At 62.1% G+C, this 17,586-nt stretch carries 16 protein-coding genes; 11 read left to right on the plus strand and 5 right to left on the minus strand.

Going from position 1 to position 17,586, the window contains the following annotated elements:
• Positions 1-22: 22 nt before the first annotated feature.
• Positions 23-565 (plus strand): putative Fe-S cluster assembly protein SufT, encoded by a 543-nt coding sequence (sufT, locus tag J3364_RS10065; RefSeq protein WP_123635394.1) that lies wholly within the window; start codon positions 23-25, stop codon positions 563-565.
• Positions 566-638: 73 nt separating this feature from the next.
• Entirely contained in the window at positions 639-1,103 is a 465-nt protein-coding gene (locus tag J3364_RS10070) for a SufE family protein (protein WP_349558235.1), read from the plus strand.
• 206 nt (positions 1,104-1,309) lie between these two features.
• Here J3364_RS10070 and J3364_RS10075 read toward each other — a convergent pair whose 3' ends face one another.
• Both J3364_RS10075 and J3364_RS10080 read right to left on the minus strand, forming a co-directional pair.
• A complete protein-coding gene (locus J3364_RS10075; protein WP_349558236.1) occupies positions 1,310-2,500 on the minus strand; it encodes a flagellar assembly protein T N-terminal domain-containing protein in 1,191 nt (396 codons plus the stop codon).
• A 5-nt stretch (positions 2,501-2,505) separates the two neighbouring features.
• Positions 2,506-3,045: an LPP20 family lipoprotein gene (locus tag J3364_RS10080; RefSeq protein ID WP_349558237.1), complete on the minus strand. Its 540-nt coding sequence runs from the start codon at positions 3,043-3,045 to the stop codon at positions 2,506-2,508.
• 274 nt (positions 3,046-3,319) lie between these two features.
• Between J3364_RS10080 and J3364_RS10085 the strand changes: the two genes are divergently transcribed.
• The 5 genes from J3364_RS10085 to pntB all read left to right on the plus strand — a co-directional run bounded on the left by J3364_RS10085 (position 3,320) and on the right by pntB (position 10,397).
• Positions 3,320-4,552, plus strand: a complete 1,233-nt coding sequence (locus J3364_RS10085) for a conjugal transfer protein TraF (RefSeq protein WP_349558238.1) — start codon at positions 3,320-3,322, stop codon at positions 4,550-4,552.
• A gap of 99 nt (positions 4,553-4,651) precedes the next feature.
• A complete protein-coding gene (locus J3364_RS10090) occupies positions 4,652-5,797 on the plus strand; it encodes a tRNA nucleotidyltransferase/poly(A) polymerase-related protein (RefSeq protein ID WP_349558240.1) in 1,146 nt (381 codons plus the stop codon).
• Between the two features lie 55 nt (positions 5,798-5,852).
• Positions 5,853-7,031, plus strand: a complete 1,179-nt coding sequence (locus J3364_RS10095) for an acetyl-CoA C-acetyltransferase (protein WP_349558241.1) — start codon at positions 5,853-5,855, stop codon at positions 7,029-7,031.
• Between the two features lie 388 nt (positions 7,032-7,419).
• Entirely contained in the window at positions 7,420-8,988 is a 1,569-nt protein-coding gene (locus J3364_RS10100) for a Re/Si-specific NAD(P)(+) transhydrogenase subunit alpha (RefSeq protein ID WP_203143098.1), read from the plus strand.
• Between the two features lie 11 nt (positions 8,989-8,999).
• On the plus strand, positions 9,000-10,397 hold the full coding sequence (gene pntB, locus J3364_RS10105; protein ID WP_349558242.1) for a Re/Si-specific NAD(P)(+) transhydrogenase subunit beta: 1,398 nt from the start codon (positions 9,000-9,002) through the stop codon (positions 10,395-10,397).
• Between the two features lie 63 nt (positions 10,398-10,460).
• Here the strand turns inward: pntB and J3364_RS10110 are convergent, their stop codons facing one another.
• The 3 genes from J3364_RS10110 to J3364_RS10120 all read right to left on the minus strand — a co-directional run bounded on the left by J3364_RS10110 (position 10,461) and on the right by J3364_RS10120 (position 12,192).
• Entirely contained in the window at positions 10,461-10,925 is a 465-nt protein-coding gene (locus tag J3364_RS10110) for a tRNA (cytidine(34)-2'-O)-methyltransferase (RefSeq protein WP_349558243.1), read from the minus strand.
• Positions 10,926-11,100: 175 nt separating this feature from the next.
• A complete protein-coding gene (gene secB / locus J3364_RS10115; RefSeq protein ID WP_123635384.1) occupies positions 11,101-11,604 on the minus strand; it encodes a protein-export chaperone SecB in 504 nt (167 codons plus the stop codon).
• A 165-nt stretch (positions 11,605-11,769) separates the two neighbouring features.
• Entirely contained in the window at positions 11,770-12,192 is a 423-nt protein-coding gene (locus tag J3364_RS10120) for a rhodanese-like domain-containing protein (protein WP_123635414.1), read from the minus strand.
• A gap of 152 nt (positions 12,193-12,344) precedes the next feature.
• Here J3364_RS10120 and gpmM point away from each other — a divergent pair, with 152 nt between their 5' ends.
• From gpmM to J3364_RS10140, 4 genes are all read left to right on the plus strand, one after another.
• The gene (gpmM, locus tag J3364_RS10125; RefSeq protein ID WP_349558244.1) at positions 12,345-13,892 is read left to right on the plus strand and encodes a 2,3-bisphosphoglycerate-independent phosphoglycerate mutase; all 1,548 of its coding nucleotides are present in this window, start codon (positions 12,345-12,347) and stop codon (positions 13,890-13,892) included.
• Between the two features lie 8 nt (positions 13,893-13,900).
• Positions 13,901-15,106: a murein hydrolase activator EnvC family protein gene (locus J3364_RS10130; protein ID WP_349558246.1), complete on the plus strand. Its 1,206-nt coding sequence runs from the start codon at positions 13,901-13,903 to the stop codon at positions 15,104-15,106.
• 92 nt (positions 15,107-15,198) lie between these two features.
• Positions 15,199-16,575, plus strand: coding sequence for a S41 family peptidase (locus J3364_RS10135; RefSeq protein WP_349558247.1), 1,377 nt, complete (start codon positions 15,199-15,201; stop codon positions 16,573-16,575).
• Between the two features lie 2 nt (positions 16,576-16,577).
• A complete protein-coding gene (locus tag J3364_RS10140; RefSeq protein ID WP_502882499.1) occupies positions 16,578-17,417 on the plus strand; it encodes a divergent polysaccharide deacetylase family protein in 840 nt (279 codons plus the stop codon).
• The last annotated feature ends 169 nt before the right edge of the window (positions 17,418-17,586 follow it).

Genomic DNA, 17,586 nt, shown 5'->3' on the forward strand with positions numbered 1-17,586 from the left:
ACCAGCGAGGCGTATCCGATCCATGGCCGAACGCGAAGTTGTCCTGACCAAGCGCGAAGTGGAAGCCCGGCTGGTGCCCTCCGGCACCGAAATCATGATCCCGGCCGACACCTTCGTCACCATCACCCAGTCCCTGGGCGGCACCTTTACCGTGGCCGTCAACGGGAACCTGGCGCGGGTGGAAGGCCATGACGCGGACGCCCTGGGCAAGGAACCGCCCCAGAGCAGCTACGACACGCCGGAAGACGGTACCGTCAACGAGAATCAGGTCTGGGAAGCCATGCGCAGCTGCTACGACCCGGAAATTCCGGTCAACGTCGTCGAGCTTGGGCTGATCTACGACTGCCAGATCACCAACGACACGCCCGACGGCAACCAGGTCTATATCCTGATGACCCTGACCGCCGCCGGCTGCGGCATGGGCCCGGTGATCACCGACGACGTCAAGCGCAAGGTGGAGCACGTGCCCAACGTGGACAAGGTCACCGTGGAACTGACCTTCGACCCGCCCTGGAACAACGACATGCTGTCGGACGAAGCCAAGCTCGAACTGGGGATGCTCTAGGCATTCCCTTGCACCGCCGCCGCTGATGCGGTTCACTGCTCACCAAACCCTTCTGACGATTCACTGATCCGCTATGACTGCAGCTGCCCAACAATTCCTCGACAACCCGCTCGGCCAGGGCGTCACCCTCGACGACGTCAACGACGCCTTCGAATTCCTGGACGACTGGGAAGAGCGTTACGCCTACATCATCGACCTGGGCAAGCAATTACCGGCCTTTCCGGACGATGAAAAGGTGGAAGAGAATTACGTGCACGGCTGTCAGAGCCAGGTGTGGCTGATCCACTACCTGGACCCGGACAGCGGTCGCTTGTTCCTGATGATCGACAGCGACGCCATGATCGTGCGCGGTCTGGCCGCGATCATCCTGATTGCCCTGAACGGCAAACTGCCGAGGGATCTGCTGTCCGTGGATGTGGACGAGCTGTTCGAGCGCCTGGACCTGTTCCGCCACATCTCGCCGACGCGTGGCAACGGCCTGCGGGCAATGGTCGGGAAGATTCGGGATATTGCGGCTAAAGAGGAAACCGGGGCCTAAGTCGAGCCACCAGGCCAGGCACCTCTCCGTAGGTTGGGCTGACGCAGGAAGCCCAACAATACCAGACTCACGCAGCATGTGCTGCCGAACCGACTGCTCGTTGCCTGCCACAACGGCTCGTATCGGGGGCATTTGAGGCCTCCCGTGTTGGGCTTCCTGCGTCAGCCCAACCTACCAGCGTCACAACACTGAGCGCTGGCTACGGGTCACCAGATGATCGCAATATCGTCCCGCTGCAAATTCTTGACCCCGCCCTGCTCCGGCATCAGACCGCTGCTGAAATCCGGGTGGACGTGATTGACGGTCATGGTGACCTCGGCATCGCGCAGCTCAGGTGTGGTGCCCGGCGAATCGAAGAACTGGTAACTGCGATAGAGCTGCAGCTTGTCGCCCGGCCGCAGGCCCGCCGTGGCACCGGAGCGCAGGTAGACCTGCTGGCCGTCGACGCGGCTGATCCGGGTAATGAACGGCTGGCAGGCCAGGGCCTGATTGACCGCCTGTTCCATCTCACCCATGACCTTGCCCACGGCTTTGCCGTAATCCGTATCATTGAACGCCGACGAGCCAAAGCCGACGGCCGCCGTCATGTCCTCATCCCAGGTACCGCTGGTCACAAAACGCTTCTGATAGACCGGTGAACCGCTGAAGCCGTCATACACCATCAGGTCGGCCACGAATTGGCGTTCCTGGTTCTTCATGCCCAACCCCCGGGACATCCGGTCCAGAATCGACGTGCCCCAGGCGGTCGGATCCGCCAGTGACATATCCCGGATCACGCCCGTCACCACGAACTGCACATCCAACTCTTTCGCCAGCTGGATCACATTGGTGAGGCTGTTATCAAATCGTTGTTGTGTGGGGGCATTGCGAATGTCGGGAAACAGCTGGACGCCCGTCGCACCGAATACCTGGACATTTCCATCCGCCTGCAATCCGGCCAGCAGCTGCTGCGGCAAGACTTCGCCGGCATCGCTGAGCCGCCCCATACGGGCATCACCGGTATTGAGGATGGGGAATCCGGCGATCGCCACACGCTTGCGCATCCGCGCCGCGTCCCGGGCGGCACACTGCTGGCCGCGGGACATGTCCGCCTCCACCGTCAGGCGTAGCAGGTTACCGCGACGCTGCTCCTCGATGATCCGAACCTGGCGTGCCTGAGCCCGGGAGGCCACGGTCAGGCGCGAATCCGTGAGCACGCCGTTTTCCATCGTATCCTGGCTGGACACCTGCGCCTCGTACTGCAGGGAGGCGTCCCGCAAAGCGGCATTTCGAGCCTCTTCCCGCGCGGCATTCATATCACCGTTAACAATCACCGCCTGACCGGTACCCTGCACCCATGCCGCCGAGACAGCGCCACTGAGTAACAATCCAACCAGTAACAGAATCCCTCGCCCCATGCCGATCACTCCAGGTAATAGAGTGAGTCGACGTTGTCGGCGGCCACATCGCCCCGGCGGTCATTGCCGGATGGCATGGGAATGGCGCAGCGCTCGGCCACCTCACGGTCGTCAGACATGGCCACACAGGCCCGGAAGCGCGGTTCCAGCTTGAGCTCCATCACCGACTCCACCACACCGTCGCTGTGCTCGTTGACGGCGACCAGCTTGGCGCCGCGGATGTAGCTGTCCACATAAGCCCGGAAGTTGTCGTTGTGCAATACAAAGTCGTTGACGGTGGAACTGCCATAGACCACCGTCCCGTATACCCGCTCGGCCAGTGCACGATAGGCATCGAGCTTGGAAGCACGACGGGCCAGCAGACGCTTGCGGGTGTCGAGGCGGTCATCCGCACTGTTCTCGTACGTACCGAACCCACTGACGCGGACGACAATCGGCTCCAGCCGCTCTGGATCGATGTTCTTACCCTGAGTGCCCGAGCCTGACGTGGCGCAACCGGCCAGACCAACCGCGGCAAGACTCAGGATCATCAAAAAACGCTTCATCTTTTTCTCCGGCGAAAATGCAGCTTTGCCGCCTTCCATGAAAAAATCGCGCCAGAAGCGCCAAGCCGCTGTCAGCACTGGAATAAACCCGTCAAACCCCGAACCCGTCGGCGGCAAGCGGCAAGAGCTGTCCGCCCAGTGAACCCGGCCACAGGATCGCAAAAAGCCACGTCCCGTAACCGTCTGGTCACACAACCCGCGCGCCGCGTGAACTATAGTTCGGGGCACTTCCGGGAGGAAGCTCGACAACCAGAAAAATGGGAGAAGTCACCCAATGAAGCACGCACGCCTTGTCCTGGCGATTGGCCTCGCGGCCACCACCGGGACTGCAATTGCCGGGCCGCAGAGCTTTACCACGGCCCGTTCCGTTGCCATGGGAGGCACCGGTGTCGCCGTGGCGCAACCCGCGTCCGCCAACACCGCCAATCCGGCCATGATGGCCATGCAACAACACGACTGGGCCAATGATTTTGGCCTGATCCTGCCGTCGGTGAACGCCCGCATGGCAGACGATGAGAAAGTCGTCGACCAGATTGACGACATCCAGGACACCATTGACCTCATCAACCAGCAAGTGGACGCCGCCAACTTCACGGGCGTACAGCAGAGCGCCGGGCGCCTGCAGAACCAACTGGTGGAGCTCGACCACGATACCGTGCGGGCCGACGCCGGCGTGGGTATCAGCGTGGCGGTTCCCAGCTCGTCGATTTCCGTCGGTGTATTTACCGACGCCACCCTGCGCGCCACCGGCCGCGGCAACGTGGCCGACAGCGACATCGCCCTGCTGGAAGCCATCAAGAACAACCCGGCCCTGGCCGCCGGTATCGATGACATCGGCGATCAGCTCAACTCGGACGGCACAGTGATTGCCTCCGCCCAGGGCGAAGTCGGGCTCAGCCTGGCCAAGGCGTTTACACTGGCGAACGACAACACGCTGTCGATCGGCGTGTCCCCCAAGTACGTGCAGCTGCGCACCTTCGAGTACGTGCAGGAAGTCAGCGACTTTGACGACAGCGACTTCAACGCCAGTGAATACGAGACCAAGAAAAACGGTTTCAACGCCGACCTGGGCACGGCCTATCGCTTCGGTAAAAACCAACACTGGACCGCCGGCCTGAGTGTACGCAACATCATCCCCATGGAGCTGGATTCGAAGTCCGGCCGCACCTACGAACTGGATCCGAAAGCCACCGTAGGCATCGCCCATCGCGGCGACATGCACGTCCTGACCGCTGAAGCGGACCTGACCAAGAACAAGGCATTCGGTTACGGGGATGACACCCAGTGGATTGCCCTGGGCGCCGAGTTCGACGCGTTCCGGGCCGTGCAGCTGCGTGCCGGTGTCCGCCATAACCTGGCCAGCAACGACAACAACGACGGCATCGAGGAGACCACCCAGTACACCTTCGGTCTGGGCTTCTCGCCGTTTGGCGCCCACCTGGAAGTGGCCGGCCTGTTCAGCGACACCGAAGTCGGTGGCGCTGTGGAGCTCGGCGCGGCTTTCTGACGACCGCCATCACCCGGCACACCGGTCCCGCAGCGGGCCGGTGTTGCTCACGCCCCCGTTGATCCTGATAATCCCGTTGACGCAACGACAGGATCACGCATGAATATCTATCTCGTAGGTGGCGCGGTACGCGATGCCTTGTTGGGCCGCCCGGTCAAGGACCGGGACTGGGTCGTGGTCGGCGCCACGCCGGAGGACATGATCCGCCAAGGCTTCCGACAGGTCGGCGCAGACTTCCCCGTCTTCCTTCATCCGCAGAGCAACGAGGAATACGCCCTGGCCCGCACCGAACGCAAGCGCGGCCACGGCTATCACGGCTTCGAGGTCCACAGCGCGCCCGACGTGACCCTGGAAGACGATTTGCGCCGCCGCGATCTCACCATCAACGCCATGGCCCAGGCCGAGGACGGTACCCTAGTCGACCCTTTCAATGGCCGGGCCGATCTGGAAAAACGCCTGCTGCGGCACGTTTCCCCGGCGTTCGCCGAAGATCCCCTGCGCATCCTGCGGGTAGCGCGCTTCGCCGCCCGCTTTGCACCGCTGGGTTTCTGCATTGCCGAAGAGACCCGGGCGCTGATGCGCACGATGGTAGAAGCCGGCGAGGTAGAGCACCTGGTGCCGGAGCGCATCTGGCAGGAAATGCAGCGCGCGCTGCTGGAAGCCTCGCCGACGGTCTTTTTCAGTGTGCTGCAAGACTGCGGCGCGCTGGCAATCCTGATGCCATCGCTGGCCACCGCCATGGAACAGGAACCGGCACCCAACGCGTTGCGCGCCCTGCAATTTGCCAGTGAACTGAGCGAGTCGCTCACCATCCGCTTCGCCGCGTTGACCGGCAGCCTGCAGGATGCTGCCGGCGTCGACAGCCTGTGCGACCGGTTGAAAGCGCCGAACGATTGCCGCGCCCTGGCCACGCATCTGGCGGCCAACGCCGATGACCTGCTGGGCGAGGCCCGCAACGATCCCGGCCTGTTGCTGGCCATCCTCGACCGATGCGATGCCTGGCGGCGACCAGAGCGTTTCGATGAGCTGCTGGTCGCCGTCCGGGCGGTGGGTCTGGCGCGTCGTATCGACTTCAACCCGCTGCCCATCCAGGATGCGGTGAGAGCCGCCAAGGCCGTCGATCCCCGCACCCTGATGGACGAGGGGTATCAGGGCAAGGAATTGGGGCTGGCCATCCGGCGTCGGCGCCACCAGATCATCAGTGACAGCCTGGATCTGACACGATCCGACGGCATGGAACCTTAGTGCCCCGGAATTCAGTTACAATGCCGGGATAAATCTTATAACGGGAGAAAGCATCATGCGTGACGTCGTTATTGCGGCTGCCCGCCGAACGGCCATTGGCACCTTCGGCGGCGGCCTGTCGAGCCTGCGTGCTGACCAGCTGGGGTCGGCGGTGATCAAAGCCCTGCTTGAAGAAACCGGTATCGCCGGCGAGCAGGTCGACGAAGTGGTCCTCGGCCAGGTCCTGACGGCGGGCTGCGGCCAGAACCCGGCCCGCCAGGCAGCCATCAACGCTGGCCTGCCCGCGGGCGTTCCGGCGCTGACCATCAACAAGGTTTGTGGCTCCGGCCTGAAAGCCGTTCACATGGCCGTCCAGTCCATTCGCTGCGGCGACGCCGACCTGATCATCGCCGGCGGCCAGGAAAGCATGAGCCAGGCGCCTCACGTGCTGCCCAACAGCCGCAACGGCCAGCGCATGGGCGACTGGAAGCTGATCGACACCATGGTCAACGATGGCCTGTGGGACGCCTTCAACGGCTACCATATGGGCATAACTGCCGAGAATATCGTGGAAAAATACGGCATCTCCCGGGAAGAGCAGGACAATTTTGCCGCAGCGTCCCAGCAAAAAGCCGCTGCCGCCCGTGAAGCCGGTTACTTCGACGACCAGATCGTGCCGGTCACCATCCCGCAACGCAAAGGCGACCCCCTGATCGTGGACAAGGATGAAGGCCCGCGCGCCGGCGTGACCGGCGAAAGCCTGGCCAAGCTGAAGCCGGCCTTCAAGAAAGACGGCTCCGTGACGGCGGGCAACGCCTCGTCCATTAATGACGGTGCCGCTGCGGTCGTGGTCTGCAGTGCCGAAAAAGCCCAGGCCCTGGGACTGACGCCGCTGGCGACCATCCGCGCCCATGCCAGCGCCGGCGTGGATCCGCAGATCATGGGCACCGGCCCGATTCCCGCCACCCGTCGCTGCCTGGAGCGCGCCGGCTGGTCCGTCGACGATCTCGACCTGATCGAAGCCAACGAGGCCTTCGCCGCCCAGGCGATTTCCGTCAACCGGGACCTGGGCTGGAATACCGACAACGTGAACGTCAACGGCGGCGCCATCGCCCTGGGCCACCCGATTGGTGCGTCAGGTTGTCGCATCCTCGTGACCCTGCTGCATGAAATGCAGCGCCGGGACGCCAAAAAAGGTCTGGCCACCCTCTGTATCGGTGGCGGCATGGGCGTCGCGCTGGCCGTCGAACGCTAAGCCTATTGAAGTGCCAACAGGCCGGTAGCGCACTCGCTGCCGGCCCTGCCTACTCCGCTTGTCCCGATTAACCGCCTCCCCACGTCAGACGGGCTATCCACGCGCGTCAGACAATGATTCATAATCGCCATTCTGCCTAAAAAACGCCCAAAACGGCCAATTAATGTCTATACGTATTTACCGACTTATGGTACAACCGCACCCCCTCGCCAGATGAGCGATTCCGGCGAGTAACGGTGATGTTCGAAACTGCCGGATCGACTCAGGGAATGAAAAACTCGTAAAAAGAATAATTTGGATAGACAGATATCCTGGCCCGCTTCGTGTAGGCTATGCGGCCAAATAAAAAACGGACACCCGTAACAGACGTCAATAGAGAGATTTGCACATGAAAATTGGCATCCCCAAGGAATGCCATCCCGGCGAAAACCGGGTGGCAGCAACGCCGGCGTCCGTCGGCAAGCTGATCAAGCTTGGCCATACGGTCGTTGTCGAAACTGGTGCAGGTGACGCCGCGAAGTATCATGACGATGCCTATCGCGAAGCCGGCGCCGAGATTGCGGAAAACGCACGCGACCTCTGGTCCGCTGCAGAATTCATCCTGAAAGTCCGCGGCCCTGGCTACAACAAGGAGGCCGATCTGGACGAGACCAGCCTGATCAAGGACGACAGCTATCTGCTGAGCTTCCTGTGGCCGGCACAGAATCCTGAAATGCTGGAGACACTGGCGTCCAAGAACGTCACCGCCTTCTCCATCGACGCCCTGCCCCGCATCAGTCGCGCCCAGAAAATGGACGCCCTGAGCGCCATGGGCAACATCGCCGGCTACCGCGCGGTGGTTGAAGCCTCCAACCGCTTCGGCCGCTTTTTCACCGGTCAGGTCACTGCGGCCGGTAAAGTACCGCCCGCCAAGGTCATGGTCATCGGCGCCGGTGTCGCCGGTCTGGCGGCCATCGGTGCAGCCCGCAGCATGGGCGCCATCGTGCGCGCCTTCGATACCCGCCTGGAAGTCAAAGAGCAGGTGGAAAGCATGGGCGCCGACTTCCTGGAGCTGGACTTCGAGGAAGACGGCAGCGGCAGTGGCGGCTACGCCAAGCAGATGAGCAAAGAGTTCATCGAGGCGGAAATGGCCCTGTTCATGGAACAGGCCAAGGAAGTCGACATCATCATCACCACCGCCCTGATCCCGGGCAAGCCGGCCCCGCGCCTGATTACCGCCGACATGGTTCGCGCCATGAAGCCGGGCGGCGTGGTCGTGGATCTGGCCGCCGAACAGGGTGGCAACTGCGAGCTGACCCAGCCGGGTGAAGTCGCGGTCGAGAACGGCGTCAGCATCGTCGGCTACACCGACCTGCCGAGCCGTATGGCGAGCGTGTCCTCCGACCTGTACGCCACCAACCTGTGGCACCTGCTGGGCGAGCTCACGCCGGAGAAAGACGGCGAGATCAAGGTCAACATGGAAGACACCGTCATCCGTGGCGTGACCGTGACCCACGAAGGCAAGGTCACCTGGCCGGCCCCGCAGCCTGAAAAGCCTGCACCCAAACCGGCCCAGCCGAAGCCGGCCGCACAGCCGGCCAGCGACGAGGCCGAAGACGGTAAATCCGGCGCCAAGGCGTTCTGGAAAGGCGCCCTGCTGGTCGCCACCGTCGCCGCCCTGTACGGCATCGGCGCCTACGCACCGACGTCCTTCCTGTCCCACTTCACGGTCTTCGTGCTGGCCTGTTTTGTCGGCTGGCAGGTGATCTGGAACGTGACAGCCTCACTCCATACCCCTCTCATGAGTGTGACCAACGCCATCAGCGGCATCATCGTGATCGGCGCCGTCCTGCACCTGGCCCAGGCGCAGAACCTGGTGATCGGTATTCTCGCGTTCTTCGCGGTGCTGATTGCCTGTATCAACATCGGTGGGGGCTTCCGGGTCACCTACCGCATGCTCAAGATGTTCCATAGGTAAGGAGAGCGACCATGTCACAAGGATTAATTACAGTCGCCTACGTGGCCGCTAGTGTCCTGTTTATTCTGAGCCTGGGCGGCCTGAGCCACCAGGAAACCGCCCGTCGCGGTAACGTCTACGGCATCGCCGGTATTCTCATCGCCATCGCCGCCACCATGGCCGGCATGGGTGCGGGCTGGATGATGACCCTGGTGGCCATCGCCATCGGTGGCGCTATCGGTATCGTCATCGCCAACAAGGTGGAAATGACCCAGATGCCCCAGCTGGTGGCCCTGCTGCACAGCTTCGTGGGTCTGGCCGCGGTGCTGGTCGGCTTTGCCGGCTTCGTCGAGCCACTGGTCGACACCCACGGTGCGGAGCACACCATCAAGCTGGTGGAAGTCTTCGTCGGCATCTTCATCGGCGCGGTAACCTTCACCGGTTCCCTGATTGCCTGCGGCAAGCTGGACGGCCGTATTGCCAGTAAGGCACTGACCCTGCCGGGTCGTCATCTGATGAACCTGATCATCATCGCGGCCTGCATCGGCCTGGGTGGCTGGTTCCTGACCACCGACAGCATGGTCGAAGGCCTGCTGGCCCTGGCCATCATGACCGCCCTCGCGTGCATTCTGGGTATCCACCTGATCATGGCGATCGGTGGTGCGGACATGCCGGTTGTGGTGTCCATGCTCAACAGTTATTCCGGTTGGGCGGCGTCCGCCATCGGTTTCATGCTGGGCAACGACCTGCTGATCGTGACCGGCGCCCTGGTGGGCAGTAGCGGTGCGATCCTGAGCTACATCATGTGCAAGGCGATGAACCGCTCCTTCGTGAGCGTCATCCTGGGCGGCTTCGGTCAGACCAGTTCCAGCTCCGCCGCAGTGGACGGCGACCTGACCATCAACGAAACCTCCATCGATGAAGTGGCCGACGAGCTGCGCAACGCCGACTCCGTGATCATCGCACCGGGTTACGGCATGGCCGTCGCCCAGGCCCAGAACGCGGTCAGCGAGATCACCCAGTACCTGCGCAAGCGCGGCGTCAACGTGCGCTTCGCGATCCATCCGGTGGCCGGTCGCCTGCCGGGGCACATGAATGTGCTGCTGGCCGAGGCCCACGTGCCGTATGACATCGTGCTGGAAATGGATGAGATCAACGAAGACTTCCCCGAGACCGACGTGGTCCTGGTGATCGGTGCCAACGACACCGTCAACCCGAGCGCCGCGGAAGACCCGGGCAGCCCGATTGCCGGGATGCCGGTTCTGGAAGTCTGGAAAGCGCGCCAGGTCGTGGTCCTCAAGCGGGGCATGTCCGCCGGTTACTCCGGTGTGGAAAACCCGCTGTTCTTCAAGGAGAACACCCACATGCTGTTCGGCGATGCTCACGAGAGCACCAGCCGCCTGCTCAGCAACCTGACCTCAGGCGACTGATAGAGCCGCCTCAGAGAGACCGTGTGGGAACGTCGCGAACGCGGCGGTTCTCACACGGCCTTCTCAGATACCCCCTTTGAACCCGACCTGACGCCAGGCCTCGTAACAGACGACAGCCACCGCGTTGGACAGGTTCAGACTCCGGGAGGAGTCACACATCGGCAGGCGCAACGCCTGCTCGATAGCAGAGCCGCCGCGGATGTCCGCGGGCAGACCGGCGGTTTCGCTACCAAACAGCAGACAATCCCCCGCCTCGAATGCCACCTCACTGTAATGCGTGCTCGCCTTTGTGGTCATGGCGTAGATCCGCTTGTCCGGCTGCTTCGCCAGGAAGTCATCGAAATCCCGGTAACGGCTCACGTTCGCCAGGTCGTGATAGTCCAGCCCCGCCCGACGGAGCTTGCGCTCCTCGAAATCGAAACCCAGCGGTTCGATCAGATGCAACTGGAAGCCGGTGTTGGCGGCCAGACGGATTATGTTGCCGGTATTGGGGGCAATCTGGGGTTCATGCAGGACGATATGGAACATGGCGACTCTGGAGCGTTAACAGACGGCCGTAATGGCCGGGGTTTACAGGAGAGCCCAAAGATACGCCAACGGCCGCGTGTTGGGAAACGGGACAGTCAGTCTGGCAGAGAGGAACCGGGAGGTTCCGGGGATGAAGGGGCGGGACCGGCCGGAAAGCCGGTCCCGGGAGGCAGGATCAGTGCTTCTGTTCTTCGGTGGCCTGACCGGCCGCTTCTTCCTGCTGACGCTTGAGCGCCTGGGCGTAGATCGCGTCGAAGTTCACCGGCGCCAGCATCAGGCCCGGGTAGCTGCCCTTGTTGACGATGGTGTCGATGGACTCGCGGGCGTACGGGAACAGGATGGTCGGGCAGTAGGCGCCCAGCATCTGGCCCAGCTGCGGCCCTTCGATGCCCTTGACCATGAACACGCCGGCCTGCTGGATTTCGACGATGTAGGCCACCTTCTCTTCGATCTTGGCGGTGATCGTCATGGACAGGACCACTTCGTACTGGTTGTCGCTGACCTTGGTATGCGAAGTGTTCAGGTCCAGGTTGACCTGGGGCTGCCACTGCTCCTGGAAAATGGTCGGCGAGTTCGGGGACTCGAAGGACAGGTCCTTGATGTAGATACGCTGCAGCGCAAACTGGGGTTGGTCCGGGTTTGCGTTTTCGTTGCCTGCTGCCTGCTGGTTCTCAGCCATTTTCTTTCCTTCCGGTTCTTGTCTGGGAGCGCACCGGGAGTGCCCTCCGGTCTGATTATTGTGAGCGGGTACTGTGAGAGGGCCTCACTATACCCGCTGTCAGGGGATATCGATGTGAAACAGTGCGCCAAGTGGGCGGGGAATTCAACTGGCGCAATTGAGGGATTACTTCTTCTTGCGCTTCAGCGGCAGGTTGCTTCCCTGCCACTCGGAAATACCGCCGGCCAGGCGCACCACATTGCTATAACCCGCCTCGTTCAGCTGCTTGACCGCCGTTGCGGAATGCTGGCCCATCTTGTCCGCGACGATGATCTGCTTGTCCTCGTATTTCTTGAGTTCATCCATCCGCTCTTTCAGGGAATTGAGCGGAATGTGCAGGGAACCGACGATATGACCCGTGCCGTATTCCTTCTTCTCGCGGATGTCGACCACCACGGCTTCGTCCTTGTTCAGCAGGCCGATCGCCGACTGGGCGGTAATCTTCTTGCCCCCACGACGCATCTCCAGCAGGGCCAGCGCCACCAGCATGAGAATGAAAAGCGTGGCGAGCACGTAATGATTGGCAACAAATTCAGGGAGTTTTTCCAGAAAGTTCATCAGTACAACCTGCGGGGCCTGCAAACGAAATTGATGCGCGATTATACACATCCGTAACGCTTGACAGAAGGCGGCCCACATAGCCTGAGTCGTTCAAAAAAGGTAGACTCGGCACTCCATTCCCATTTCCATCGGACCAGGCAATGACCGCAATGCGAAAGACGACTGCACTGATAATTCTCGACGGCTGGGGTTATCGCGACCCTTCTGACGACAATGCCATCAGCAATGCCAACACCCCGTTCTGGGACAAGCTCTGGCAAGAGCAGCCGAAAACGCTGATCAACACCTCCGGCATGTTCGTTGGCCTTCCCAAGGGCCAGATGGGCAACTCCGAGGTCGGTCACATGAACCTGGGCGCGGGTCGCATCGTCTACCAGAGCCTGACCCGTATCGATAAAGACATCGCCGATGGCGCCTTCGCCGACAACCCGGTAATCACCAGTGCCATCGACAAGGCCGTGGAGAAAGGCAAGGCCGTTCACCTGATGGGCCTGCTGTCTCCGGGCGGCGTCCATGCCCACGAAGACCATATCCTGGCGGCCGCCGAAGTGGCCCACTCACGGGGCGCAAAGGCCGTCTACGTTCATGCCTTCCTGGACGGCCGTGACATGCCGCCGCGCAGCGCCGAGCCTTCACTTAAAAAAGTGGACGGCAAACTGCGGGAAATGGGCGTGGGCCGCATCGCCTCCCTCGTTGGCCGCTACTTCGCCATGGACCGCGACAACCGCTGGGACCGCGTCGAAGCCGCCTACAACCTGCTTACCGCCGGCAAAGGCGAATTCACCGCGGACACACCGGTCGAAGGCCTGCATGAAGCCTACGAGCGTGGCGAGAACGACGAGTTCGTCAAGGCCACCCGCATCCAGGCCGCCGGCGAGCCGGACGCCTTCGTGCAGGACGGCGACAGCATGATCTTCATGAACTTCCGCGCCGACCGCGCCCGGGAAATGACCCGCGCCTTCGTCGAGGACGATTTCGACGGCTTCGAGCGTGAGCAGCGCCCGGCCCTGTCGGATTTCGTCATGCTCACCGAGTATTCCGCCGACATCAAAACGTCTTGCGCCTACCCGCCCGAGAAGCTGGTCAACAGCCTGGGCGAGTACATGGAAAAGCTGGACAAGACGCAGCTGCGCATCGCCGAGACCGAAAAATACGCCCATGTGACGTTCTTCTTCTCGGGCGGCCGCGAGGAGCCGTATAAAGGCGAAGATCGCATCCTGGTGCCCTCGCCCAACGTGGCCACCTACGACCTGCAACCGGAAATGAGCGCGCCGGAAGTCACCGACAAGCTGTGCGAAGCGATTCGCAGCGGCAAGTACGACCTGGTGGTATGCAACTACGCCAACGGCGACATGGTCGGCCATACCGGCAGTTTCGAAGCCGCAGTCAAGGCGGCCGAGTGCCTTGACCAGTGCCTGGCGAAGATCGACGCCGCGCTGAAGGACGTGGACGGCCAGGCCCTGGTCACCGCGGACCACGGTAACTGCGAACAGATGACCGATCCGGAATCCGGCCAGATGCACACTGCCCACACCACCGGGCCGGTGCCGTTGGTGTACATGGGCAGCCGCAAGATCCAACTCAAGGACGACGGCGCCCTGAGTGATGTGGCCCGGTCTCTGCTGACCCTGATGCAGCTGGAACAGCCGGCTGAAATGACCGGTCATTCACTGATCGAACAAGACTAGGACTCGGTGTGACCCACGCGGCCATCCGGCAGTGCCGCCCCGATTCCCGATCCAGCCTCCCGACGCGCCTCCTGCGCGCCGGGTTGCTGCTGATGGCCCTGCTTTCGCCCCTCCCTGCGACAACCTACGCGCAGGATGCCGACTCCGTTTCCCCGGAGCAGATTGAAGCGCTCAAGGAACAGATCGCCGACATCGACGATTGGCTGAAAGACGCCGAAGCCGACCGCGGCGAACTGGAACAGACCCTGGCCAGCACCGAGCGCAAGATCGGCCAGCTCAAGAAGGAACGCCGCTCCCTGCGTCAGCAGGCGGCCGAGCAACAGACCGAAATCGACAAGCTCAAGGACCGCGAGCGGAAACTGGAAAAGGAGCTTGCCGCCAAGCGCGAAGCGCTCAAAGCCCAGATCCGGGCCGCCTGGATGGCCGGCGACGCGCCCGCCCTGAAAGTCCTGCTCAACGAGATCGATCCGCAGAAGCTGTCGCGGGTCATGACCTACCACGAGTACCTGAGCAAAGACACCGTCAGCCGGCTGGAAGCCTTCAACCGCACCCTGGACGATCTCAAAACCACGCGCGAACAAAGCATCGCCGCCCAGCTCAAGCTCAAGAAAACCGAAGCCGCCGTCGCCGAACGCCAGGACAAGCTGGAGGACCAGCACAAAACCCGCGAACGCACCCTGGCCCTGCTGAAATCGGACATCTCCGACAAGAAAGGCCAGCGCCAGGATCTGGTGGCCGACCGGGAACGCCTGGAAAAACTCCTGAAGGAAGTGGAAGCCGCGATTGCCGACATTCCCACGCCCAAAGAATCACAACCTTTCTCAAGTTTGCGCGCTAAACTCCCGTGGCCAACCCGTGGTAAGGTGATTATCGGCTATGGCGAGAGCCTGCATAACGGGCGCCTGCGCCACAACGGCCTGCTCATCGCCGCCCAGCCCGAGGCCGAGGTCAAAGCTGTCCATTACGGGCGCGTCGTTTTCGCCAACTGGTTGCGCGGCTTCGGACTTCTGACCATTATTGACCACGGGGATGGTTACATGAGCCTCTATGGCCGTAATTCGAGCCTGCTCAAGAGCCCCGGAGAATGGGTCAGGGCTGGCGAGACCATCGCTATCGCGGGCGAGGGCGACAAGGATTCGAGCGCCCGGCTCTATTTCGAGATTCGGCATAACGGCAAGCCACAAAACCCAATGAGGTGGCTGGCCCATAAATAAGGTGAGGGATGCGCCGTGAGAACACACTGTATTGCTGTCTTCCATTGCCTGCCCACCGTGACAATAAAACACCGCGAGTACAGGAACACTGCATGAAACTGGCCAGACGTACCGCCGCTACTGCTCTTCTCTGCGCTTACAGCCTGTTGACCCTACCGGCGCTGGCGCTGGCAGACACCGACCCCGAAACCGGCGAAACCATTCTCAAGGGCGAAGCCAACGGCAAGGATGTGACCGTTCGCCTGCCCGACCCGGAAAAGCAGCTGCCGCTGGACGAACTGCGCAAGTTCACCGAAGTGTTTGGCCGCATTCGCGAAGCCTACGTCGAGGAAGTGGACGACACCACGCTGCTTGAGAACGCCATCAAGGGCATGCTCTCCGGCCTCGACCCTCACTCTGCCTACCTGGAGCCCCAGGCCTACGAAGAGCTGGAGGAAAGCACCAGCGGCGAATTTGGCGGTTTGGGCATCGAAGTAGGCATGGAGGACGGCTTTGTCCGCGTCATCTCCCCCATCGACGACACCCCGGCCCAGAAAGCCGGCGTGCAGGCCGGCGACATGATCATCAAGCTGGGTGACCAGCCCGTCAAAGGCATGAGCCTGGAAGAAGCCGTCAACCTGATGCGCGGCAAGCCCGGCTCGACCCTCAAGTTGACCATCGTGCGGGACGAACAGAGTGCGCCCATCGAGATCGACGTCAAACGCGACGTGATCAAAGTGGCCAGCGTCAAATCCCGCATGCTGGAGCCGGGCTACGCCTACCTGCGCCTGACCCAGTTCCAGGCCGAAACCGGTCGTGAATTCGTCGAAGCCATCGACAAGCTGGAACAGGACAACGGCGGCAAGCTCAGTGGCATCATCATCGACCTGCGCAACAACCCCGGCGGCGTTCTCCAGGCCGCGGTGGAATCCGCCGATGCGGTGCTGGATGAAGGCCTGATCGTCTACACCGATGGCCGCATCCAGAGTTCCAAACTGCGCTTCAGCGCCCAACCGGGCGACGAAACCGACGGCGCGCCGATCGTCGTGCTGATCAACGGCGGCTCCGCCTCTGCGTCGGAAATCCTGGCCGGCGCCTTGCAGGATCATCACCGTGCCGTGATCATGGGCACCGAATCCTTCGGCAAGGGCTCGGTCCAGACCGTCATCCCGCTGGACGAGACCCACGCCATCAAGCTCACGACTGCCCGTTATTACACCCCCAGCGGCCGCTCCATCCAGGCCAAGGGCATCCACCCGGACATCGTGGTCAAACAGGCCCGCCTGACCGAGGTGGACAACCAGCCGTTCTTCACCGAAGCAGACCTGAGCGGCCATCTGGAAAACGGCACGGAAGACGGCAAGACCGACGACAAGACCGCGAAAGCGGCCAAAGACGAACTGGTGGCCAAGGACTACCAGCTACGCACAGCCCTGAACCTGTTGAAAGGGCTGGGAATTCTCGGCAAGAGCAAAGAGAGCGCCCAGTGAGATTGAGCCGTACCTGCCGGGCGCTTCTGGCGCCCGCGTTGCTGTGTATCGCCCCGGTGCTGGCAACGCCGATCCAAGCCGCACCGCGCGGCGAACAGCCGCCGCCCACCATCGCCATCATTATCGATGACATGGGCCACGACAAAGTCCAGGGCGAGCGCCTGATCCAGCTGTCCCAGCCGATTACCCTCGCCTTCCTGCCGTTCCGGCCCTATACCACATCGCTGGCCCGGGATGCCCACGCCAACGGCAAGGAGATCATGCTGCACGCGCCCATGGCGAACACCCATCACATCGGCCTCGGAGCCGGTGGCCTGGACGCCAGCATGGACGAACGCGCCACCACCACGTCCCTGCGCCACTCGCTGCAATCCATCCCCTACGTGCAGGGCGTGAATAATCACATGGGCAGCCTGCTCACCCAGAACCGCCAGCACATGGACTGGGTCATGAAGGAGCTGTTCCACTACCCGCTCTACTTCGTGGACAGCCGCACGATTGCCGGCACCGTGGCCGCCCAAAGCGCCAGCGATCACGACGTCCCCAACATGAGCCGTGACGTGTTCCTCGACAACGAACAGACCGAGGAAGCGGTGGATCGGCAGTTCAAGCTGCTGGTGGAAACCGCCAAGCGCAACGGCACCGCGATTGGCATCGGCCATCCGCACAAGGTGACGGTGGATTATCTGGTGAAGCACCTGCCGGAGCTGGACGCGCAGGGCATCGCCGTGGCGACCGTCAGTGGCCTGTGGGCCATGCGGCACAATAACGCGCCGATGTTTGTGGATGTGAAGCAGCCGGTGCGGACGTCGTTGGCTAAAGGGAAGGCAGCTGTGAAATAGCCGTTGGTTTGGCTGTTTGTTAGGCCAAGTGGTTTTCTGGCTGCCCCTGCTTTACCGCTCCCCCCTCTCTCCAACCTCTCTCCCTCCAGGGGAGAGAGGCATATGGCCTAGTCACTCTTCTTAAATATGCTGAATGAATTGCGCGCCGAAATTGAGAATGCAATTCTTG

The sequence above is a fragment of the Marinobacter sp. NFXS9 genome (assembly GCF_040148665.1).
GTDB classification, from domain to species: Bacteria; Pseudomonadota; Gammaproteobacteria; order Pseudomonadales; family Oleiphilaceae; genus Marinobacter_A; species Marinobacter_A mangrovi.